Raw genomic sequence first — 22,255 nt, 5'->3', positions numbered from 1 at the left:
TTATCCTTGCATCTGCGGCTTGTGCGCGGTGACGTGAATATAGCGGCCAAGGCTGATAAAAGGCTCCTGACGGCAATACCGCGTTTCTAATTCTGTTAAGGTGTCAAAACAGTCACGCTGTTTGTGTTTTTCACGCAGATAATCATGAAACACCCTGACGCCCGTCTTCCCGACTATCTGCCAGCCAATCGCTTCAAGCCAGCCATAAACCTGCTGTGGATCGCGCGGATAGTCCGGGGAAAGCGTGCGCTTTTTCTTTTTGGGCATCCCGACCTGAACATAGTCGAAGTTTCCTGCAACCATGTTGTGCATCAGAAAGCCGTTAGCATTGTAGAACATCAGCGACAGCGTGCCGCCCGGGCGCAACATCGACCACAGGGTTTGTAACACGCTTTGCGGATCGGCAACCCACTCCAGCACCGCATGAAACAATATCAGATCAACCTGGGTTTCCAAATGCTGTGCGATGTCCTGAGCGGCGCATTGTATAAAATGCATGTTGTCGCTCACACCTTTCTCTTCTGCCGCACGCGTCGCCCGGGCGACCATTTCAGCAGAAAGATCGCAAAGCGTGACGTGATGACCGCGTTCAGCCATTTTTATGGCCGTCTGCCCTTCACCGCCACCGGCGTCCAGCACGCGCAACGTTTGACCACCGAACGTAGCCAGAATGGTGTCCAGATCCTGCCAGAGGATCGTCTGACGGAGCTGCCCTTTCGTGGTGCCATAAATGTTGCGCGAAAACTTTTCCGCGATGTCATCAAAATTGCGATCCCGCATTGGGAGAGTTCCACTCGCTAACTGCAAAACCGCTATTTTGTCACACCCGCGCGGAGAATGAACCTCTCTGGTGTAATATCACGGGTAATCACCTGCTATATGGTCAAAAAAGGAACCAAAAAGGATGCTTTTTACCCTTAAGAAATACATTGGAGGGATGATGCTTCCCCTTCCGCTGCTGCTCATCATCATCGCGCTGGGGCTGGCGCTGGTGTGGTTCAGTCGCTTTCAGAAAAGTGGCAAAACGCTTATCACGCTCGGCTGGTTAGTCTTGCTGCTGCTAAGCCTGCAACCGGTGGCAGATGGTCTGCTACGCCCCATCGAAAACAAGTACCCGACATGGCAGGGAAAGCAGAAAGTGGCGTACATCGTGGTGCTGGGCGGCGGATATACCTGGGATCCTGACTGGGCCCCCAGTTCAAACCTGATCAACAACAGCCTGCCGCGGCTGAACGAAGGTATTCGCCTCTGGCTGGCGAATCCGGGATCAAGAATGATCTTCACCGGCGCGGCGGCCAAAACGAACCCGGTGAGCACGGCTGAAGCGGGCGCCAGGGTCGCGGAATCGCTCGGCGTACCGCGTTCTTCAATAATCACTCTCGACAGCCCAAAAGATACCGAAGAAGAGGCTGCCGCTGTGAAGCAGGCGATTGGCGATGCCCCGTTCTTACTGGTGACCTCCGCCTCACACCTGCCGCGCGCGATGATTTTCTTTGAGAAGCAAGGCCTGCACCCGCTTCCCGCGCCGGCAAACCAGATGGCCGTTGACGCGCCGCTCAACCCGTGGGAGCGGGCTATCCCCTCCCCGGCGTGGCTGATGCATAGCGACCGCGTCGGCTATGAGACGCTTGGACGCCTCTGGCAGTGGCTGAAAGGATCGTCAGGCGAGCCAGGGCAACAGTGATTTTGTTGCCAGATCGAAGTTTGCGCGATTAAAACGTCCGGTGTTCACCAGCTGCGCGACTTCGTCCCAGAGCAGGTAGAGCCAGCGCCGCCAGAGAAATGCTTCCGCAACAGGGGCGCGCTGAAGGTAATGCCACAGTAAACCTTCCGCCGCCCCGCTGTCGCTGAGCCTGAAGAGCTCATATTCACGCGGAGCCCAGAGCATGATCCCCGGCCCGAGCATCGCCAGAAGCTGATCGCTGCGGGCATCTTTGAGCATGCTGCGCAGGGTGAAATTACCGTGGATCAAAACGCAGTTGTCATTAAAGCCGTCGAACAGTGCCGGTAGGCACTCGCGGGTGCGAAACAGAATGCGTTTGTCCTGCATGGTTAAACCGGTATTGTTGAACTGGTTAAGCGTCCCCCAGAGCACTTCCACCCGCTGGCGGTACCACTGCGGCCACAGGTTTTCCTGAGTGCTGTCGACCGGACCAACAAGTCCGCGGCTATCCTGACGGTGCCAGGCCAGCAGCGCCTCGACAATCTGGTCTTTTAACTGCTCCCAGCGTTCCGGCGTGCGCGCAGGCGCTTCAACGGACACACCGCGTAAACGCTCAATCAGCAGCACGTCCGGGCCGGGGTGTTCCTCGTGGGTCATCACGCCGTACACCGTCGGCATACGGACGGTCCCCTCCCGCGCCAGCATCGACATTTTCCATGCAAGCTGCCTGGCTACTCCCGGCGAGGTGAAACTTCTGGCCATCAGCGGCATTGGGTTGCCCTGACTGTCATACAATGACCAAAGCGCGGTATCGGCCTTTTCACTCACGCATTCTACCCGGCTTAATTTCTCACCCAGCAGATGGCTAAGTTCGGCACGCAGCTGTTCCATATGAGATTACCCCCATTAAGACTACTGCTTTTATAATGAGCGTCCTTAATGAAGATGTCACCCGGAAGAGATCAATCAGGAAAAAGAAAGTGAAAAATAAAGCGGAGAGTGCATCTCTCCCTGCGGAGAGATGCCGGTAAGATTAACGCAATTCGGCTCGAACGCGCTCAAGATCTTCAGGGGTGTCTACGCCCGTGCCGGGAACTTCCTCAGCAACGGCAACGTGAATTTTCTCGCCATACCAGAGCACGCGAAGCTGCTCCAGCATTTCGATATGCTCCAGCGGGCTCGGCGCCCAGGCCACATAGCGGCGAATAAAGCCGGCGCGATAGCCGTAGATGCCAATATGACGCAGGAAGGTATCACCGATGGTCTCTTTAGAAAGCGCAAAGCGATCGCGATCCCACGGAATCGTAGCTCGGGAGAAATAGAGCGCATAGCCTTCCGCATCCATGACGACCTTCACCGCATTCGGATTGAATGCCTCTTCAGCGTGGTGAATGGGTACCGCCAGCGTGGCCATTCCGACCTGACGCTGGGCCAGGTTTTCGGCCACCTGACGGATAATGACAGCGGGGATCATCGGCTCGTCACCCTGCACGTTTACGATGACCGTATCATCACTGAAACCACATTTCTCAACCACTTCCGCCAGACGTTCGGTGCCGGACTGGTGATCGGCGCGGGTCATGCATACCTCACCGCCTGCTGCCTCAACCGCACGGGCGACGTCAGGATGGTCGGTAGCAACAATCACGCGATCGGCACCGGATTCACGCGCGCGTTCAAGAACATGCGCAATCATCGGCTTGCCGTTGATATCCACCAGCGGTTTACCCGGCAGACGCGTTGAGGCATAACGCGCAGGGATAATGACAACAAAACTCATGGTTTGCTCTCTTCTGCTACCAGGGAGCGGGCTTCATTTTCAAGCAGTACCGGAATGCCGTCACGCAGCGGGAAAGCCAGGCTGTCCAGCTTGCAAATCAGCTCCTGTTTGTCCTGGCTGTAGTAGAGTTTGCCGTTGCATACCGGGCAGGCAATAATTTCAAGTAAACGGTGATCCATAGTTCCTCCGTATGGGTAATCGCTAAAGCTTAACACATTCCCTTTTCAGGGCGTGCCTGTTTCCCAGCCACTTCGACAGGATGTAAACAATCCATCGGGTACCCGGCCCAGCGTCACGTCGCGGGCACCCTGCCAGCACGCGAATTCGCTAATGGCGGACGTTAACCCTTTTTCCAGGCTCGCCGTCACCCTGACGCCTTCTTGCAGATAAAGCGCAATGATTTCAAGCGTTCCGGTCTTGCGGTGCATTTTGGCATCCATACGCCCGACCAGTTGCCCCTTGTGCAGCAGCGGTAAAACAAAATAGCCGTACTGGCGCTTTGGAGCCGGGGTATAACATTCCAGCCGGTAGCTAAAATCGAACAGCTGCTCGGCGCGTTTTCTGTCCCAGACGACTGGGTCGAAAGGCGACAGCACCGCACTGTGGGTTGCCTGAAGTTTCCCCTCCAGGGCCAGAGGCAGCAGCGGGAGGAGATCCGCATGCAGCCACATTTCGCCCAGCGTTTCCACCGTGACGGGGATGATGCGCTGTTCGCGTTGCCAGATGTCCAGCAGCGGTTTCAGCGCGGGCTGGCGAAGGCGGTAATAGTCTGCCAGCCATTGGGAGCGGAAAATCCCCAGGCTGCGGGCGCTGTTCTCCAGCATGATGGCCTCGGCAGTCTCCTGGGTAAGCAGGTCACGCTCGTCGTCCCAGTGCGGCATCACGCGATGCGTCAGGTCGTAGACGCGCTGAAAATTACGCCGCTCAATCACCATGACTTTACCTGAGGTGAACAGCCCTTCGAGATGACGTTTGTGCGGCTTCCACTCCCACCAGCCGCTGGTGCCTTTGCGCGGGTGTTCAAAATCGGCAGAGCGGACGGGACCGTTTTCCTGAATATGCGCGATGAGCTGCTCAATTTCAGCCGCATGCTCCTGCATCCACGCCTGTCGGTATTTCCAGCCCATCTTTTCCGGCGCGAGCATGCGGTGACGAACCAGGGCAAAATCGCTGCGGGGCAGAAAACAGGCTTCGTGCGCCCAGTACTCCATTAACTCCCCCTTGCTTAGCGCTTCATCCAGCCACTGCAAAGGATAATTCCCCAGTCGACTAAACAGGACCAGGTAAGGGCTACGGGCCACAATGTTAATGGTGTCGATTTGAAGCAGCGACATGCGCTGGACGGTAGAGAGAATATCGGCAGGCTGTGCGCGGCGGCGGGGCTTTTTGAGCAGCCCCTGCGCGGCAAGGTGTAAATGACGTGCGGCTGAAAGCGAGAGTTGCGGTAATGACATGCGTTTTCCTGTCAGTCTAAGCGCCACCGGAACCGCGTAAGCCTTTCCTGCACCAACGCAATCAGTTCCTGGAGCAAGTGTTCCGGCTGCTCGCCGCTGAGTTCAGCGTCAACCGGCAGATACCACCAGTTATCTTTCGCAAAGGCACGGCATTTTACCGCATCTTTTTCGGTCATGATCAGCGACTGTCCGGGCACAGTCAGGGCGTCAATCTGCCCTTCCACCAGCGCCTGGTGGTCGGCCAGCGGAACGCGTTTTTCAAGCCGGGCACCACACTGCTCCAGCGTCGCGAAGAAGCGCGGGGGATGACCAATTCCCGCCATCGCCACCGGTGAAGGTAGCTCAGCAACCGACCGGCGTTCACCCGTCGCCAGGTTGACCGCCAGACCCGGCTGCAGGTGCATCGGGATTTCACCCGATTTTGCCTCTCCACCGTTCACAATCACCGCATCAACGGACTTCAGTCGCGAAGCACGTTCACGCATAGGGCCGGCAGGCAACCACCAGCCGTTACCGAAACGGCGAACACCGTCGATGACCACGATCTCTTTATCACGCGCCAGGGCATAGTGCTGCAAGCCATCGTCAGTGATGATGATTTGTACCGCCTGTTCGGCAAGCAGCGCCTGAACGGCGTCGCTGCGCACAGGAGAGACCGCAACCGGCGCGCCGGTACGCTGGAAAATCAATACCGGTTCATCACCCGCTTCGGCTGTCGTGGTTTCCGCCGTCAGCAGCAGCGGATAACGCGCCGCTTTGCCACCATATCCGCGCGATACCACCCCTGGGCGGATGCCGCGTTTTTGCAATTGCTCCACCAGCCAGATCACCACCGGCGTTTTACCGTTGCCCCCTGCCGTAAGATTACCGACAACCACAACCGGCACCGGCGCGCGCCAGGCACGCTTCAGCCCCAGACGGTAAAGCAGACGGATAATGCCGCTTACCAGGCCGTATAGCCAGGATAGCGGCAAAAGCAGCAGCCACAGCGGGTTCTCACCGGACCAAATGCGTGCAATCATTCGCCAAACTGCATCTTATGAAGCTGGGCGTAAACGCCGCGGTGCTCCAGCAGGTCAGCATGGCTTCCGCGTTCAACAATGATACCGTCCTCAACCACGACGATTTCGTCAGCCTGCTCGATAGTCGACAGACGGTGTGCAATCACCAGCGAGGTACGGTTCTTTTGCAGCTCATCCAGCGCAGACTGAATAGCACGTTCTGATTCCGTATCCAGCGCAGAGGTCGCTTCGTCCAGAATCAGAATCGGGCTATCGCGCAACAGCGCACGCGCAATGGCGATACGCTGACGCTGACCGCCAGAAAGAAGTACCCCGTTCTCACCGATTATCGTATCCAGGCCGTTATCCATCTTATTGATAAAGTCCATTGCGTAGGCCATACGCGCGGCGTTCTCAATCTGCTCGCGGCTGTACTCATCAGTGCGCGCGTAAGCGATGTTGTTGGCGACCGTATCGTTAAACAGATGCACGTTCTGAGAAACCAGAGCAACCTGGTTACGCAGCGACTGAAGGGTATACTCCCGCAGGTCATGCCCGTCTAACAGGATCTCACCTTCGTTAATATCGTAAAAACGGGTGATCAGACTGGCAATGGTCGATTTACCCGAGCCGGAACGGCCTACCAGCGCCACGGTTTTACCCGCCGGAATGGACAGGTTGATATTACGCAGGGCCGGTGTTTCGCGGCCAGGGTAGGTAAAGGTCACATTGCGAAACTCAACGTCGCCGTTTGCACGCTCAATGACGCGCTTACCTTCATCTTTTTCCTGCTCGGAATCCAGAATGCTGAACAGGGTCTGACAGGCCGCCATCCCACGCTGGAACTGGGCGTTGACGTTTGTCAGGGATTTCAGCGGACGCATCAGGGCGATCATTGAGGAGAAGACCACGGTGATGGTACCTGCAGTCAGCGTCTCCATTACGCTTGGGAAGCTTGCCGCATACAGGACGAATGCCAGCGCCAGTGACGCAATCAGCTGAATAATCGGGTCAGAGATGGAAGAGGCTGAGACCATTTTCATCCCCTGAAGACGCATTTTGTTGCTGACTTTATCAAAGCGTTTTGTTTCGACTTCCTGACCGCCGAAGATCAACACTTCCTTATGCCCTTTCAGCATCTGTTCCGCGCTAGTGGTAACCTGCCCCATCGTGTTCTGCATATTCTTACTAATATTGCGGAAGCGCTTTGAGACGACGCGGATGGCAATAGAAACTACCGGCGCCAGAACGATAAGGATGAGCGACAGTTGCCAGCTGTAATAGAACATCATCACGAACAGGCCGATGATTGACGCACCCTCACGCACAACGGTGATCAGTGCGCTTGAGGACGAGGAGGCAACCTGCTCGGAGTCGTAGGTAATACGCGATAGCAGCGTCCCGGTAGACTGTTTGTCAAAGAACGAGACCGGCATGCCCATCATGTGGCTGAACAGGCGACGGCGCATGGTCATCACCACTTTCCCGGATACCCAGGAAATGCAGTAACTGGAGATGTAGCTGGTGATACCGCGTAAGATCATCAGTCCGATAACCACCAGAGGCATCCATAGCAGCACTGAGCGATCCGTTTTACCAAAACCGTCATCCAGTAACGGTTTGAGAAGCGATAGCATAAAAGTATCGCTGGCTGCGTTGAGGATTAACGCTACTCCCGCCACGATCAGGCCTGTTTTAAAGGGCGCAATCATCGGCCAGAGACGGCGGAAGGTTTGCCACGTGGAGAGATCTTTGTCGTTATGCATTCAAAAAACCAGCATTCGTTGAAATAGCCGCATATTCTACCCGTTATCGACGGGCGCGCCAAACCACTGATGATACCAAACGGGTAAAAATTGCTCTCGCAAGCGCCGGATTTGCCAGTGATGTTGCGAGAATGTCACCGATATTTGTCCAGAATGAGGGGTATCGTGCCAGATATACCCCTCTTTTCGATAGCGTCGGACAACTTTTGCTGACGGGAATCGCCATGCGTTATAGCGGGCCGCTGAATCCAGGGCGATTTTACCTTCCACGCGCTGTACCAGCGGCAAGGAAGAAGAAGTAATGCTGCCATGATGGGGCACCTGTATGAGGGTAGAGGTCAGATAACGCCAGTAATGGCTAAGCATAGCCTGTTCCGCCTGCGCTTCAATATCTCCTGTTAGCAGAACACTCTGCTCACCGTCGTCGATTTTTACCACGCAGGAATGGTTGTTTCCCTGAGCCGGGTAATTTTCAGGGGGCCAGTGTACGGTGAAGGAGAGTCCCTGCCATCTCCATCTCTCCCCGCGAAAACAGGGGTGATGCCCCGCCAGGCGCAATGGGCTTCTTACCCACAGGTCAGGCCATGCTTTTTGCAACGATGCGAGGCCTCCCGCATGGTCGAGGTGCTCATGACTGAGAATAACGCCTTCAGGCCGCAGGTGATGCCAGCGAAGCCACGGGATAATTAACCGCTGTCCGCTGTCCCCGCCCGGCCAGGCGAGCCCGGTATCATAGAGAATGGCTTTCCCCTGCCGTTCAATGACTATTGCCAGCCCCTGCCCCACATCCAGCATATGTAGAGTCCAGCTCTCGCTTTTTTCCGTTCTCCAGAGAGGAAATGTCAGTAAAACACTTCCTGCAAAACAAACGGCGGGAAGGGTTTTCCAGGCACGAAAACGCCAGCCAATGATGATAAGCCAGGGCAGTAGTGTCATGTACTGCCAGCGTTGATCTACACTCTGCCAGCCATCAGGCAGGCGCATGAGGAGCCAGAATAGCCCCGCAAGTGACTTATCGGCTGCAAACCAGACAACGCTTTCCAGTGCTTCCAGCGGCAGCAGATGAAGCAGCATGCCGAGCAGGATCAGCGGTACGGAGACAAACGTCACTAGAGGAACGGCAAAGAGATTCGCGACCAGTGAGGTGAAGCTGAAGCCATGGAAAATCAGAACCTGTAATGGCATCAGCAGCATCAGCATACCGACCTGCAGAGAGAGCAGGTTCAGCAGCGGCCGTATACGTCGAGCCCGTTGCCAGTCTGAAAGAGGCAGCCACTGAAACCAGAAAATCAGCGCGGCGACGGCAAATGCAGACAGGGCAAGACTCTGCGAAAGTACGGCTAAGGGATCGCTTATCAGGATCGCTGCGATACAGCATCCCCATACCTGCCAGGGAGACCATTGGCGGGCAGCGATCCGCAACATTGCAAGCACAGCAAGCGCGATGACCGTTCGTAGCGCAGGAGGTTGCAGACCGGTAAGCCAGGCATAGAAGGCGGCAAAGCATAACCCAGCCAGGAGAGGCATTTGCCAGTGGACCCGATGGCTGGGTAATAAAAACTGGAGTCCACGTGCAAGTAACCAGACGAGGGATGCCGCCAGCGCGATATGCAGGCCCGAAATCGCCATCAAATGCAGCGTCCCGGTTTCACGCATCAGGTCTTTTATTTCCCGGGGAACATCCAGACGTTCCCCCATCCCCAGTCCGAGGATAACCGCACCCCAGCGGTAAGCAGAAAGTCGGTTTTGCAGTGACATCAGGTATTGCGCTCGCAGGCTGCAGCGCCCATCGACGAGTTCAGCACGGGTGAAGCGCCCACTCAGCGTTTGATGTTGGGCAAAGGCGCTGCGCTGAGAATCATAACCGCCGTCGTTCAGTTCGCCATGGGCAGGCCTGAGCCTGAGCGTCATGGTCCAGCGCTGACCGGCACACGCTTTCTGTGGCAGATAGTTGCCATACAGCGTTACGCCGGTTGAAGCCCACCATCGCTTGCCATCAATGCTACGAATGTTTCCCTGATGCAGAGTAGCGCCGTCGGTCGATGTGAGCTCTACCTCAGCCTGCACAGCCCCCGTGGTTAAATGCTGCATCGGCCAGACGCTCTCCTGCGCGGCCAGAATGCCCCACGCACAAAATAACAGCGTAATACCAGCATACTTCACTCGATGGTTTTGCCATGCAGCAAGCACTATCCCGCCAGCCACCATGACCCACACGGTGTAAGGTGATGGCAGTTCAGGTAACCAGAGTAACGGGGCTATCGCCAGAATGGCGCAGATACTAAGCGTGGGAATTCCCATTGCTACCTCCCTGTTTCAGAGCGGCAGTATGTATGCAAGCAGTGCGAAATGTCAGATGAGAAGAATGCGTTTTACAGCGCGCGCTGTGTTGTTTTTATCGGCTTACAGAAAACGAAACTGAAAATGCGGGACATCTTCAGAATAAAAGCGACAGACACAAAAAAAGCACCCGCAGGTGCTTTCTTTCGAACCCAGTTTAACCGGCTGGCTAAACTCAGTTACCGTAAATATTGGCGCGATCGCGCAGTTCTTTACCCGGCTTAAAGTGTGGAACGTACTTACCTTCCAGCTCGACTTTATCGCCAGTTTTCGGGTTACGCCCGGTACGTGGAGCACGATAGTGCAGAGAAAAACTACCGAAACCGCGGATTTCAATGCGCTCGCCCTGGGCAAGAGTGGAGGCCATATGCTCCAGCATCTCTTTTACGGCATCTTCCACTGCCTTGGCAGGGATATGCGGTTGCTGACTGGCAAGTCTTTCAATCAATTCTGACTTGGTCATGATTCCTCCGGTTCCTTTCAAACCAATTAGCTGAACAGCTCATTAAACAAGGGCGGCCGTAGCCGCCCTTTGTTATTGATTACAGGACGAATCCTGCAATCTGTCAAGTTTGCTCCTCATCCTTCACGCTGTAAATGCGTTACAGCGCAAATGATGCTGAGAACCTGATATTACTCGCCTTTAGCTGCTTTGAAAGCTTCAGCCATTGCGTTGTTAGAGAAGTTTGCATCTTCCTGTTTGTTAACAGTTGCGATTGCATCTTTCTCATCAGCTTCGTCTTTAGCACGAACAGACAGGCTGATTGCACGGTTCTTACGGTCAACACCGGTGAACTTAGCTTCAACGTCGTCGCCTACGTTCAGAACCAGAGTGGCATCTTCAACGCGGTCACGGGAAGCTTCAGAAGCGCGCAGGTAACCCTCAACGCCGTCAGCCAGTTCTACGGTTGCGCCTTTAGCGTCAACTGCAGTTACTTTACCGTTTACGATTGCGCCTTTCTTGTTCAGTGCAACCCAGTTGTTGAACGGATCTTCTGCGAGCTGTTTAACGCCCAGGGAGATACGCTCACGCTCTGCGTCAACCTGCAGAACAACTGCAGCGATTTCGTCGCCTTTTTTGTATTCACGAACTGCTTCTTCGCCTGCAACGTTCCAGGAGATGTCAGACAGGTGAACCAGGCCATCGATGCCGCCGTCCAGGCCGATGAAGATACCGAAGTCAGTGATAGACTTGATTTTACCTTCAACACGGTCGCCCTTGTTGTGGGTTTCCGCGAACTGCTGCCATGGGTTGTTTTTGCACTGTTTCAGGCCCAGGGAGATACGACGACGTTCTTCGTCGATATCCAGAACCATTACTTCCACTACATCACCAACGTTAACAACTTTGGATGGGTGGATGTTTTTGTTGGTCCAGTCCATTTCGGAAACGTGCACCAGACCTTCAACGCCTTCTTCGATTTCAACGAAGCAGCCGTAGTCAGTCAGGTTGGTTACGCGACCAGTCAGTTTAGTACCTTCTGGGTAACGCTTAGCGATAGCTACCCATGGATCTTCGCCCAGCTGTTTCAGGCCGAGGGATACACGAGTACGCTCGCGGTCGAACTTCAGCACTTTAACAGTGATTTCGTCGCCCACGTTCACGATTTCGCTTGGGTGCTTAACGCGTTTCCACGCCATGTCGGTGATGTGCAGCAGGCCATCAACGCCGCCCAGGTCAACGAATGCGCCGTAGTCAGTGAGGTTCTTAACGATACCTTTGACTTCCATGCCTTCCTGCAGGTTTTCCAGCAGCTGATCGCGTTCTGCGCTGTTTTCAGATTCGATAACGGCACGACGGGAAACAACAACGTTGTTACGCTTCTGGTCCAGCTTGATTACTTTGAACTCAAGCTCTTTGCCTTCCAGGTGCAGGGTGTCACGGACTGGACGAACGTCTACCAGAGAACCTGGCAGGAACGCACGAATACCATTCAGCTCAACAGTGAAGCCACCTTTAACTTTGCCGTTGATAACACCGACCACAGTTTCAGCTTCTTCGTAAGCTTTTTCCAGCGTGATCCAAGCTTCGTGACGTTTCGCTTTCTCACGAGAAAGCAGGGTTTCACCGAAGCCGTCTTCTACTGCGTCCAGAGCAACGTCAACTTCGTCGCCAACCTGGATTTCCAGCTCGCCCTGGGCGTTTTTGAACTGCTCTGCCGGAATGGCGGACTCAGATTTCAGACCGGCGTCAACCAGTACTACGTCTTTGTCGATAGCAACAACAACACCGCGAACGATGGAACCCGGGCGGGTTTCGATTTCTTTTAAGGATTCTTCAAACAGTTGAGCAAAAGATTCAGTCATGTTTAATCTTCAGGTTAATATTAACGTCCACCTGGCTCCGTGCCGGATGGGGTTGTTTCACATACCCGCCGTCAATCCATTGCAGCGGGGGTACTGCTAAATCGGTCGCGATTACGCGAGTGCCAGTTTTTGGCGCGCATATTGTAGCGCTTTTTCAATCACTTGCTCAATAGTTAAACTGGTTGAATCCAGAACTAATGCATCTTCTGCTGGAACAAGTGGAGCGACGGCGCGGTTACGATCGCGGTCATCGCGCTCTTTTATCTCGGATAAAAGGCGATCAAAGTTAACACTAAACCCCTTTTCCTGCAACTGAAGCATGCGGCGCTGAGCGCGTTCTTCTGAAGAGGCGTCAAGGAAAATTTTCACAGGTGCATCAGGGAATACCACGGTTCCCATATCGCGTCCGTCCGCGATCAAACCCGGGGCTTCACGAAACGCGCGCTGACGACGCAACAACGCCTCACGAACGCGCGGGAAGGCCGCTACCTGAGAGGCCGCATTCGCCACTTCCTGAGTACGGATTTCCCCGCTCACGTCTTCCCCTTCAAGGATCACTTCCAGGTTGCCATCGGTCGACACGAAACGCACATCAAGATGCGCGGCCAGCGGAACCAGCGCTTCTTCTGACGCCACGTCCACGTGATGATGTAGCGCAGCCAGAGCCAGCACGCGATAGATTGCTCCCGAATCTAAAAGATGCCATTGCAATGCTTCCGCCATCGCTTTGCACAGAGTCCCTTTCCCTGCGCCACTCGGCCCATCAATGGTGATTACCGGGGCAATTGCCGTCATCTTTTTCTCCTTAAATAAGGCATACCGTTTACATGAACGCCGCGCATTATACGCGTCAACGTGCGCAACTGTTACCTTTGCGTGCAAATTACGGATTGATTGAAGCAGAGTGTAGAAGAAATGAACGGAAGTGTTCGTCAGGAAGCGTAAGGAAATGCCGCATCAGGCGATGCGGCAAGGTGTTATCAGGCCAGCGTGCTAATGCGTGCCAGCTGTTCGAAGTAGTCCGGGAACGTTTTCGCCGTACATTTCGGGTCAAGGATGGTCACAGGCGTGTCTGATAACGCCACCAGCGAGAAGCACATCGCCATACGGTGATCGTTGTAGGTTCCGATCTCGGCAACCTGCAGTTTTGCAGGAGGCGTGATGCGAATGTAGTCTTCGCCCTCTTCCACCTCAGCGCCGACCTTACGCAGCTCGGTCGCCATCGCGAACAGACGGTCAGTCTCTTTTACGCGCCAGTTGTAGATATTACGCAGCGTAGTGGTGCCTTTTGCAAACAGCGCCGCAGTGGCAATGGTCATCGCCGCATCCGGAATATGGTTCATGTCCATGTCGATGGCATTCAGATCGCCATGGGTACAGGCGATGAAGTCATCACCCCAGGTCACAACCGCGCCCATTTTTTCCAGCACGTCCGCAAAACGGATGTCGCCCTGCACGCTATTGCGACCAATACCGGTGACCTTCACGGTACCGCCTTTGATCGCGCCCGCAGCCAGGAAGTAAGAAGCCGACGAAGCGTCGCCTTCAACCAGATAGCTGCCCGGAGACTGGTACTGCTGCGCTCCACGCACCACGAAGCGCTGATAAGACTGGTTTTCCACCTCGACACCGAAGGTTTTCATCAGGTGCAGGGTGATATCAATATAAGGTTTGGAGACCAGCTCGCCTTTAATCGTAATAACCGTATCCTGCGGCGCCAGCGGCGCGGTCATCAGCAGTGCCGTCAGGAACTGGCTGGAGACGCTGCCGTCAACCTCGACGTGACCGCCGTTAAAACCACCGCGCAGACGCAGTGGCGGATAGTTTTCCTGCTCCAGATACTCAACCTGCGCGCCGCCCTGACGCAGGGCATCCACCAGATGGCCAATCGGACGCTCTTTCATGCGAGGTTCGCCGGTCAGCACAATGTTGTTGCGCCCAAGACACAGGGCCGCCGCCAGCGGACGCATCGCGGTACCCGCATTGCCCAGAAACAGCTCAAGCTCTTCATCCGTCTGCAGCGCGCCGCCGCTGCCGGTCACTTCGCAGCGGGTACGATCGTCGGAGAGAATGTAATGAACACCCAACGCTTTCAGCGCATTGAGCATATGGCGTACGTCATCGCTGTCCAGCAGGTTTGTAAGGACGGTGGTGCCGTTTGCCAGTGCTGCCAGCAGCAGAGCGCGGTTCGAGACACTTTTTGAACCAGGCAGATTAATGGTGCCATCTACCCGCGCGATAGGTTGTAACGTCAGGGATTCCATGAAAACTTAACTCTCAACTCAACATAATAAAAACCTCGCAGCAGGGCTACGGGGGTGAAAACAGCGCTATTAACCGTGGCGACGTTCGAAGTCGATCATGAAATCCGTCAGAGCTTTAACGCCTTCCAGCGGCATCGCGTTATAGATGGAGGCACGCATGCCGCCAACGACACGGTGACCTTTGAGCGAATGCAGGCCTGCCGCGAAGGACTCTTCCAGGAACACTTTATCCAGGCTGCTGTCCGCCAGCTGGAACGGCACGTTCATCCGGGAACGGTTAGCTTTCGCCACATCGTTGCGATAGAAATCGCTTTTGTCGATCACGCCATACAGCAGTTCAGCTTTCTGCTGATTCACCTTGTCCATCTGCGCCACGCCGCCGTTTTGCTTCAGCCATTTGAAGACCAGGCCGGAAAGGTACCAGGCAAACGTCGGTGGGGTGTTGAACATAGAATCGTTGTCGTTCAGCACGGTGTAATCAAGAATCGACGGGCAGGATGTATGTGCTTTACCCAGCAGGTCTTCACGCACGACGACGATAGTCAAACCGGCCGGACCGATATTTTTCTGCGCGCCCGCATAGATAACGCCGTAGCGGCTGACATCAATTGGCGCAGACAGAATGGTGGAGGAGAAGTCGGCGGCAACCACGACATCGCTGCCGAAGTTTGGCGTCTCGTCGATGGCAATCCCGTCAATGGTTTCGTTCGGGCAGTAGTGCAGATACGCTGCGTTATCAGAAAGCTGCCACTCGCTCATTGGCTTCACGGCGCGCAGGCCATCAACGGTCACTTTGGCGTCGATAACATTCGGCGTGCAGTATTTATGCGCTTCTTTAACGGCGCTCGCAGCCCAGTAGCCCGCGTCAACGTAGTCAGCCGTCGTTTTGTCACCGAGGATATTCAGCGGAACGCCTGCAAACTGGCCGCGTCCACCGCCGTGGCAGAACAATACTTTGTAGTTCGAGGGAATATTCAGCAGATCGCGAAAATCCTTTTCTGCCTCTTCGGCCACCTGAATAAACTCTTTACCACGGTGGCTGATTTCCATCACCGACGTACCGAGACCGTTCCAGTCACAGAGTTCCTGTTGAGCCTGTTTAAGCACGTCTGCCGGTAACATTGCCGGACCTGAACTGAAATTAAAGACTTGAGCCATTTCCCCTCACCACGCTAAAAGCCATAAGTTATAACTGTGGATATCGGTTTTATCATTCAGTGACACGCGCCGCAATGTCTAAAACTTATGACCCGTGAAATGTGCCCCGCGTCACACAAAACAATCTGCCGCCTCGCCATGACAAAACCGACAAAATGGCTGTCAGGTGATGCGTTTGGCCCGGCTAACCTTCGTCCATTCCGGATTTGCACAGCGGGGGCATAATTGACGATCCCCCGGCTGCATCGCGAGCACATGGCTACATCTCACGCAGGCATACTCGCCTGACTCAGGTACGGTTCTGAAACGCTCGATCAGCATATCCGGCAGGATACACAGTCCCGGCTTCACCTCGTCGTCAGAATAGTAATAGACGCTGATCTGCCCGTTGGTCTCCATGATCGCCAGACGCACCTGCCCGAGCTGTTCAACGCTATTCAGTCGTAGCTCCATAAAGAACTCGAACTCGGTCATATTGGCGCTTTGTACATTTTCCCAGGCCAACTGCCCGTCCTCGACGATAACGACCGGCTTCCCCTCAAGCAGATCTTCCAGCTTTTCGCTTTTCGACATCAGCCACATGACAAGGCGATAAAGAAGCGCCAGTGAAACAAAAACGATAAACACCGGCACCATCGGCACATCATCATAGAAGGCGACATCCCCCGCCGCTGAACCCAGCGTCAGGATGATCAACACCTCAAAGAGCGACATCTGCCGTACGCCGCGACGGCCGGTGATTTTAAGAAACAGGAAGACAAGTACGAAGGTATACAGGCTGCGCAACGCCACTTCGCCCAGAAATTCAGGAGGAACTTTATCAAACGCCATCCGCTGGAGATCAAATGCTTTCATTTTTCTATGCCTTAACAGTCAGTTACTGCCACTAAGCATAGCCCAGCCATTTATTTTCGCCGAAGATAGCACCCGTCACGCAAAACCCGTATCATTGCGCGCTTTACGTACGATAAAAGTGAACGCCATGACTCAAACGTTTATCCCCGGCAAAGATGCCGCTCTGGAAGATTCCATCGCTCGCTTCCAGCAGAAACTGACCGACCTGGGTTTTAACATCGAAGAAGCCTCCTGGCTCAATCCGGTGCCTCACGTCTGGTCCGTGCATATTCGCGATAAAGACTGTGCCCTGTGCTTTACCAACGGTAAAGGCGCGACAAAAAAAGCGGCACTGGCCTCTGCGCTGGGTGAGTATTTTGAGCGTCTGTCCACCAACTATTTCTTCGCTGACTTCTGGCTGGGCGAGACCATCGCTAACGGCCCGTTCGTTCACTATCCAAATGAAAAATGGTTCCCGCTGACCGAAGACGACGAAATGCCGGAAGGTATTCTCGACGCACGCCTCCGTGCCTTCTACGATCCAGACAACGAACTGACCGCCAGCATGCTGATCGATCTGCAGTCTGGCAATGAAGACCGTGGGATCTGCGCCCTGCCGTTCACCCGCCAGTCTGACGAGCAGACCGTCTATATCCCGATGAACATCGTCGGCAACCTCTATGTGTCCAACGGCATGTCCGCCGGTAACACCCGCAATGAAGCGCGCGTGCAGGGTCTGTCCGAAGTCTTTGAACGCCACATTAAAAACCGCATCATTGCCGAATCCATTAGCCTGCCTGAAATTCCGGCCGACGTGCTGGCGCGCTACCCGGGCGTGGTGGAATCCATCGCTAAGCTGGAAGCAGAAGGTTTCCCAATCTTTGCCTATGACGGCTCGCTGGGCGGCAAGTACCCGGTTATCTGCGTCGTGCTGTTCAACCCGACAAACGGCACCTGTTTCGCCTCCTTTGGCGCGCACCCTGACTTCGGCGTGGCGCTGGAACGCACCGTCACCGAGCTGCTGCAGGGCCGTAGCCTGAAAGATCTCGACGTATTCACCCCGCCAACGTTTGACGATGAAGAGGTGGCTGAACATACCAACCTCGAAACCCACTTCATTGACTCCAGCGGTTTGATCTCCTGGGATATGTTCAAACAGGACGCAGACTATCCGTTCGTGGACTGGAGCTTTGCCGGTACAACCGAAGAAGAGTTCGCGACGCTGATGGCGATTTTCAAAGCCGAAGACCAGGACGTCTATATCGCCGACTACGAGCACCTGGGCGTCTATGCATGCCGCATTATTGTTCCCGGCATGTCCGACATCTACCCTGCAGAAGATCTGTGGCTGGCGAATAACAGCATGGGTGCACATCTGCGCGAAACGCTGCTGGCTCTGCCTGGCAGCGAGTGGGAAAAAGAAGATTATCTGAACCTGATCGCCCAACTGGACGAGGAAGGCCACGATGACTTCACCCGCGTACGCGAACTCCTGGGTCTCGCGACCGGTAAAGACAACGGCTGGTACACCCTGCGTATTGGTGAGCTGAAAGCGATGCTGGCCCTGGCGGGTGGCGACCTGGATCAGGCCCTGGCCTGGACCGAGTGGACCATGGAGTTCAACCAGTCGGTCTTCTCTGCCGAGCGCACCAACTATTACCGTTGCCTGCAAACCCTGCTGCTGCTTGCACAGGAAGAGGATCGCGAACCGCTGCAATACCTGAACGCTTTCGTGCGCATGTACGGTGCTGAGGCTGTAGAAGCAGCCAGCGCGGCCCTGAGCGGCGAAGCGCCGTTTTATGGCCTGCAGGCTGTTGATAGCGATCTGAAAGCCTTCCCGGCGCACCAGTCGCTGCTGAAGGCCTACGAAAAACTGCAGAAAGCAAAAGCCGCTTACTGGTCAAAATAAGCGCACATAACATTACCAGCAGTAGGCGTATTCAATCGTCTGGGCTATATTACGGGGCAATTTCATTGCCCCGTTTTTTATTTTCTTCGGCAATGACTGTTGATTGTAATAATAAAGTTAAACATGGGTAAATATAATAATATTTACCTGGGCTTTACTGTTACTTTTTATGGTAAATACTCCATATTAATTAACTGTATCCGAGGTGGCTGAACGAAAAAATTCAACTCTTTTCATAACTTTTAAAATTTATTTTTATACGGATAATCAAACACTTACTCCGCATTTGCTGTAAATCCATACACACTGCGGGCCTATAAGCCAGGCGAGATATGATCTATATCAATTTCTCTTCTATAATGCTTTGTTAGTATCTCGTCGCCGACTTAATAAAGAGAGAGTTAGTGTGAAAGCTGACAACCCTTTTGATCTTTTACTCCCTGCTGCGATGGCCAAAGTTGCCGAAGAAGCGGGTGTCTATAAAGCAACGAAACACCCGATGAAGACGTTCTATCTGGCGATCACGGCTGGTGTGTTCATCTCTATTGCTTTCGTCTTCTACATCACCGCCACTACCGGTACTGCCGGAATGCCTTTCGGCATGGCCAAACTGATTGGCGGCATTTGTTTCTCACTGGGTCTGATTCTCTGCGTCATCTGCGGCGCCGACCTCTTCACCTCAACGGTGCTGATTGTCGTGGCAAAGGCCAGCGGAAGAATTACCTGGGGTCAGCTGGCACGTAACTGGCTTAACGTCTACGTGGGTAACCTGGTTGGGTGTTTGCTCTTTGTTTTGTTGATGTGGCTTTCTGGCGAGTACATGACCGCCAACGGTGGCTGGGGCCTTAACGTCCTGCAAACCGCCGACCACAAAATGCACCACACATTTATCGAAGCCGTTGCTCTCGGCATCCTCGCTAACCTGATGGTCTGCCTGGCTGTATGGATGAGCTACTCGGGTCGTAGCCTGATGGACAAAGCCTTAATTATGGTTCTGCCGGTTGCGATGTTTGTTGCCAGCGGCTTTGAGCACAGTATCGCGAATATGTTCATGATCCCAATGGGCATTGTCATCCGCGACTTTGCGAGCCCGGAGTTCTGGACCGCAGTTGGTTCATCCCCGGAAAGTTTCTCACACCTGACTATTATGAATTTCATTACTGATAACCTGATCCCTGTCACTATCGGGAACATTATCGGTGGGGGTCTGTTAGTTGGGTTGACATACTGGGTCATTTACCTGCGTGGCGACGATCATCATTGATGGTTTTCTCAGGCAGTAAATAAAAAATCCACTTAAGAAGGTAGGTGTTACATGTCCGAGCTTAATGAAAAGTTAGCCACAGCCTGGGAAGGTTTTGCGAAAGGTGACTGGCAGAATGAAGTAAACGTACGTGACTTCATTCAGAAAAACTATACCCCGTATGAAGGTGACGAATCCTTCCTGGCTGGCGCAACTGACGCGACAACCAAGCTGTGGGACAGCGTAATGGAAGGCGTTAAACTGGAAAACCGCACTCACGCGCCAGTTGATTTTGACACCTCCGTTGCTTCCACCATCACTTCTCACGATGCTGGCTATATTAACAAAGCCCTTGAGAAAATCGTTGGTCTGCAGACTGAAGCACCACTGAAACGCGCAATCATCCCGTTTGGTGGTATTAAAATGGTTGAAGGTTCCTGCAAAGCGTATAACCGCGAGCTGGACCCAATGCTGAAAAAAATCTTCACCGAATACCGCAAAACCCACAACCAGGGCGTATTCGATGTTTACACCAAAGACATTCTGAACTGCCGTAAATCTGGCGTTCTGACCGGTCTGCCAGATGCGTATGGCCGTGGCCGTATCATCGGTGACTACCGTCGCGTTGCGCTGTACGGTATCGACTTCCTGATGAAAGACAAGTACGCGCAGTTTGTTTCCCTGCAGTCCGATCTGGAAAACGGCGTAAACCTGGAAGCAACTATCCGTCTGCGTGAAGAGATCGCTGAACAGCACCGCGCGCTGGGTCAGATCAAAGAGATGGCTGCTAAATACGGCTGCGATATCTCTGGTCCTGCTACCAACGCTCAGGAAGCTATCCAGTGGACCTACTTCGGCTACCTGGCCGCAGTTAAGTCTCAGAACGGTGCAGCAATGTCCTTCGGTCGCGTATCCACCTTCCTGGATGCTTACATCGAACGTGACCTGAAAGCAGGCAAAATCACCGAGCAAGACGCTCAGGAAATGATTGACCACCTGGTCATGAAACTGCGTATGGTTCGCTTCCTGCGTACTCCTGAATATGATGAACTGTTCTCTGGTGACCCAATCTGGGCAACAGAATCTATCGGCGGTATGGGCGTTGACGGCCGTACTCTGGTTACCAAAAACAGCTTCCGCTTCCTGAACACCCTGTACACCATGGGCCCTTCTCCGGAGCCGAACATCACCGTTCTGTGGTCTGAAAAACTGCCTCTGAACTTCAAGAAATTCGCCGCTAAAGTGTCCATCGATACCTCTTCTCTGCAGTACGAGAACGATGACCTGATGCGTCCGGACTTCAACAACGACGATTACGCTATCGCTTGCTGCGTAAGCCCAATGGTTGTTGGTAAACAAATGCAGTTCTTCGGTGCGCGTGCAAACCTGGCGAAAACCATGCTGTACGCTATCAACGGCGGCGTTGATGAAAAACTGAAAATGCAGGTTGGTCCTAAATCTGAGCCGATCAAAGGCGACGTTCTGAACTTCGACGAAGTCATGGACCGCATGGATCACTTCATGGACTGGCTGGCTAAACAGTACGTCACTGCACTGAACGTTATCCACTACATGCACGACAAGTATAGCTACGAAGCCTCTCTGATGGCGCTGCACGACCGTGACGTTATCCGCACCATGGCGTGTGGTATTGCTGGTCTGTCCGTTGCTGCTGACTCCCTGTCTGCAATCAAATATGCGAAAGTTAAACCAATTCGTGACGAAGACGGCCTGGCTGTAGACTTCGAAATCGAAGGTGAATATCCGCAGTTTGGTAACAACGACTCTCGCGTTGATGACATGGCGGTTGACCTGGTAGAACGTTTCATGAAGAAAATTCAGAAACTGACTACTTACCGTAACGCTATCCCGACTCAGTCTGTTCTGACCATCACCTCTAACGTTGTGTATGGTAAGAAAACCGGTAACACCCCAGACGGTCGTCGTGCTGGCGCGCCATTCGGCCCAGGTGCTAACCCAATGCACGGTCGTGACCAGAAAGGTGCTGTTGCCTCTCTGACTTCCGTAGCTAAACTGCCGTTTGCCTACGCGAAAGATGGTATCTCTTACACCTTCTCTATCGTGCCAAACGCGCTGGGTAAAGACGACGAAGTGCGTAAAACCAACCTCGCGGGTCTGATGGATGGTTACTTCCACCACGAAGCGTCCATCGAAGGTGGTCAGCACCTGAACGTGAACGTAATGAACCGTGAAATGCTGCTCGACGCGATGGAACACCCTGAGAAATATCCTCAGCTGACCATCCGCGTATCTGGCTACGCAGTACGTTTTAACTCCCTGACTAAAGAACAGCAGCAGGACGTTATCACCCGTACTTTCACTCAGTCCATGTAAGTGGAATTGACTGAAATCACGCGTTAACAAGCGTACAATAAAGGCTCCACGTCAGTGGGGCCTTTTTAGCACCCTCTCCACCTCAGTCTCTTTTGCCCGCTATCTATACTGAATGGATAACAGCCAAAACAGACTTAACACAGCCGGCTTTGAGCTGTGCATACACAGGCCCGGGACGGGC

At 54.0% G+C, this 22,255-nt stretch carries 18 protein-coding genes; 4 read left to right on the top strand and 14 right to left on the bottom strand.

Going from position 1 to position 22,255, the window contains the following annotated elements:
* A complete protein-coding gene (gene cmoM / locus ELK40_RS08055; protein WP_023311004.1) occupies positions 1–780 on the bottom strand; it encodes a tRNA uridine 5-oxyacetic acid(34) methyltransferase CmoM in 780 nt (259 codons plus the stop codon).
* Between the two features lie 124 nt (positions 781–904).
* On the opposite strand from cmoM, the gene elyC reads away from it, so the two are divergent.
* Positions 905–1,684, top strand: a complete 780-nt coding sequence (elyC, locus tag ELK40_RS08050; RefSeq protein WP_063408037.1) for an envelope biogenesis factor ElyC — start codon at positions 905–907, stop codon at positions 1,682–1,684.
* Here the strand turns inward: elyC and ELK40_RS08045 are convergent.
* The 13 genes from ELK40_RS08045 to ELK40_RS07985 all read right to left on the bottom strand — a co-directional run bounded on the left by ELK40_RS08045 (position 1,661) and on the right by ELK40_RS07985 (position 16,588).
* Positions 1,661–2,554: a YcbJ family phosphotransferase gene (locus ELK40_RS08045; RefSeq protein WP_111964561.1), complete on the bottom strand. Its 894-nt coding sequence runs from the start codon at positions 2,552–2,554 to the stop codon at positions 1,661–1,663. The genes elyC and ELK40_RS08045 overlap by 24 nt on opposite strands.
* Before the next feature lie 142 nt (positions 2,555–2,696).
* Complete coding sequence (gene kdsB, locus ELK40_RS08040; RefSeq protein ID WP_127730273.1) at positions 2,697–3,443, bottom strand: 3-deoxy-manno-octulosonate cytidylyltransferase; 747 nt, start codon at positions 3,441–3,443, stop codon at positions 2,697–2,699.
* A complete protein-coding gene (gene ycaR, locus ELK40_RS08035; RefSeq protein ID WP_006174474.1) occupies positions 3,440–3,622 on the bottom strand; it encodes a protein YcaR in 183 nt (60 codons plus the stop codon). Before ycaR ends, kdsB begins: the two co-directional genes overlap by 4 nt.
* Positions 3,623–3,667: 45 nt before the next feature.
* Complete coding sequence (locus tag ELK40_RS08030; RefSeq protein ID WP_127730271.1) at positions 3,668–4,897, bottom strand: winged helix-turn-helix domain-containing protein; 1,230 nt, start codon at positions 4,895–4,897, stop codon at positions 3,668–3,670.
* Between the two features lie 11 nt (positions 4,898–4,908).
* Entirely contained in the window at positions 4,909–5,919 is a 1,011-nt protein-coding gene (gene lpxK, locus ELK40_RS08025) for a tetraacyldisaccharide 4'-kinase (protein ID WP_127730269.1), read from the bottom strand.
* Complete coding sequence (msbA, locus tag ELK40_RS08020) at positions 5,916–7,664, bottom strand: lipid A ABC transporter ATP-binding protein/permease MsbA (protein ID WP_111964565.1); 1,749 nt, start codon at positions 7,662–7,664, stop codon at positions 5,916–5,918. The genes lpxK and msbA overlap by 4 nt, the downstream gene beginning before the upstream one ends.
* A 36-nt stretch (positions 7,665–7,700) precedes the next feature.
* Positions 7,701–9,965, bottom strand: a complete 2,265-nt coding sequence (locus ELK40_RS08015; protein WP_127730267.1) for a ComEC family protein — start codon at positions 9,963–9,965, stop codon at positions 7,701–7,703.
* A gap of 214 nt (positions 9,966–10,179) precedes the next feature.
* Positions 10,180–10,467 (bottom strand): integration host factor subunit beta, encoded by a 288-nt coding sequence (gene ihfB / locus ELK40_RS08010; protein ID WP_008499965.1) that lies wholly within the window; start codon positions 10,465–10,467, stop codon positions 10,180–10,182.
* A gap of 170 nt (positions 10,468–10,637) precedes the next feature.
* Positions 10,638–12,311, bottom strand: coding sequence for a 30S ribosomal protein S1 (gene rpsA / locus ELK40_RS08005; protein WP_008499966.1), 1,674 nt, complete (start codon positions 12,309–12,311; stop codon positions 10,638–10,640).
* Positions 12,312–12,422: 111 nt separating this feature from the next.
* Positions 12,423–13,106 (bottom strand): (d)CMP kinase, encoded by a 684-nt coding sequence (gene cmk, locus ELK40_RS08000; protein WP_024907794.1) that lies wholly within the window; start codon positions 13,104–13,106, stop codon positions 12,423–12,425.
* A gap of 185 nt (positions 13,107–13,291) precedes the next feature.
* Positions 13,292–14,575 carry a 3-phosphoshikimate 1-carboxyvinyltransferase gene (gene aroA, locus ELK40_RS07995; protein ID WP_127730265.1) on the bottom strand — a complete coding sequence of 428 codons (1,284 nt, stop codon included), beginning with the start codon at positions 14,573–14,575 and terminating at the stop codon, positions 13,292–13,294.
* Positions 14,576–14,644: 69 nt separating this feature from the next.
* Positions 14,645–15,733, bottom strand: coding sequence for a 3-phosphoserine/phosphohydroxythreonine transaminase (gene serC, locus ELK40_RS07990; RefSeq protein ID WP_115874635.1), 1,089 nt, complete (start codon positions 15,731–15,733; stop codon positions 14,645–14,647).
* A gap of 162 nt (positions 15,734–15,895) precedes the next feature.
* Positions 15,896–16,588: a DUF421 domain-containing protein gene (locus ELK40_RS07985; protein ID WP_111964569.1), complete on the bottom strand. Its 693-nt coding sequence runs from the start codon at positions 16,586–16,588 to the stop codon at positions 15,896–15,898.
* 127 nt (positions 16,589–16,715) lie between these two features.
* On the opposite strand from ELK40_RS07985, the gene ycaO reads away from it, so the two are divergent.
* From ycaO to pflB, 3 genes are all read left to right on the top strand, one after another.
* Positions 16,716–18,476, top strand: a complete 1,761-nt coding sequence (ycaO, locus tag ELK40_RS07980; protein ID WP_115874634.1) for a 30S ribosomal protein S12 methylthiotransferase accessory factor YcaO — start codon at positions 16,716–16,718, stop codon at positions 18,474–18,476.
* 406 nt (positions 18,477–18,882) lie between these two features.
* The gene (gene focA, locus ELK40_RS07975; RefSeq protein ID WP_008499974.1) at positions 18,883–19,740 is read left to right on the top strand and encodes a formate transporter FocA; all 858 of its coding nucleotides are present in this window, start codon (positions 18,883–18,885) and stop codon (positions 19,738–19,740) included.
* A 51-nt stretch (positions 19,741–19,791) separates the two neighbouring features.
* Positions 19,792–22,074 carry a formate C-acetyltransferase gene (gene pflB, locus ELK40_RS07970; RefSeq protein ID WP_127730263.1) on the top strand — a complete coding sequence of 761 codons (2,283 nt, stop codon included), beginning with the start codon at positions 19,792–19,794 and terminating at the stop codon, positions 22,072–22,074.
* The last annotated feature ends 181 nt before the right edge of the window (positions 22,075–22,255 follow it).

The sequence above is a fragment of the Enterobacter sp. N18-03635 genome (genome assembly GCF_004006055.1).
Lineage (GTDB): Bacteria > Pseudomonadota > Gammaproteobacteria > Enterobacterales > Enterobacteriaceae > Enterobacter > Enterobacter vonholyi.
This window is presented reverse-complemented; position numbering and strand designations above follow the sequence as displayed.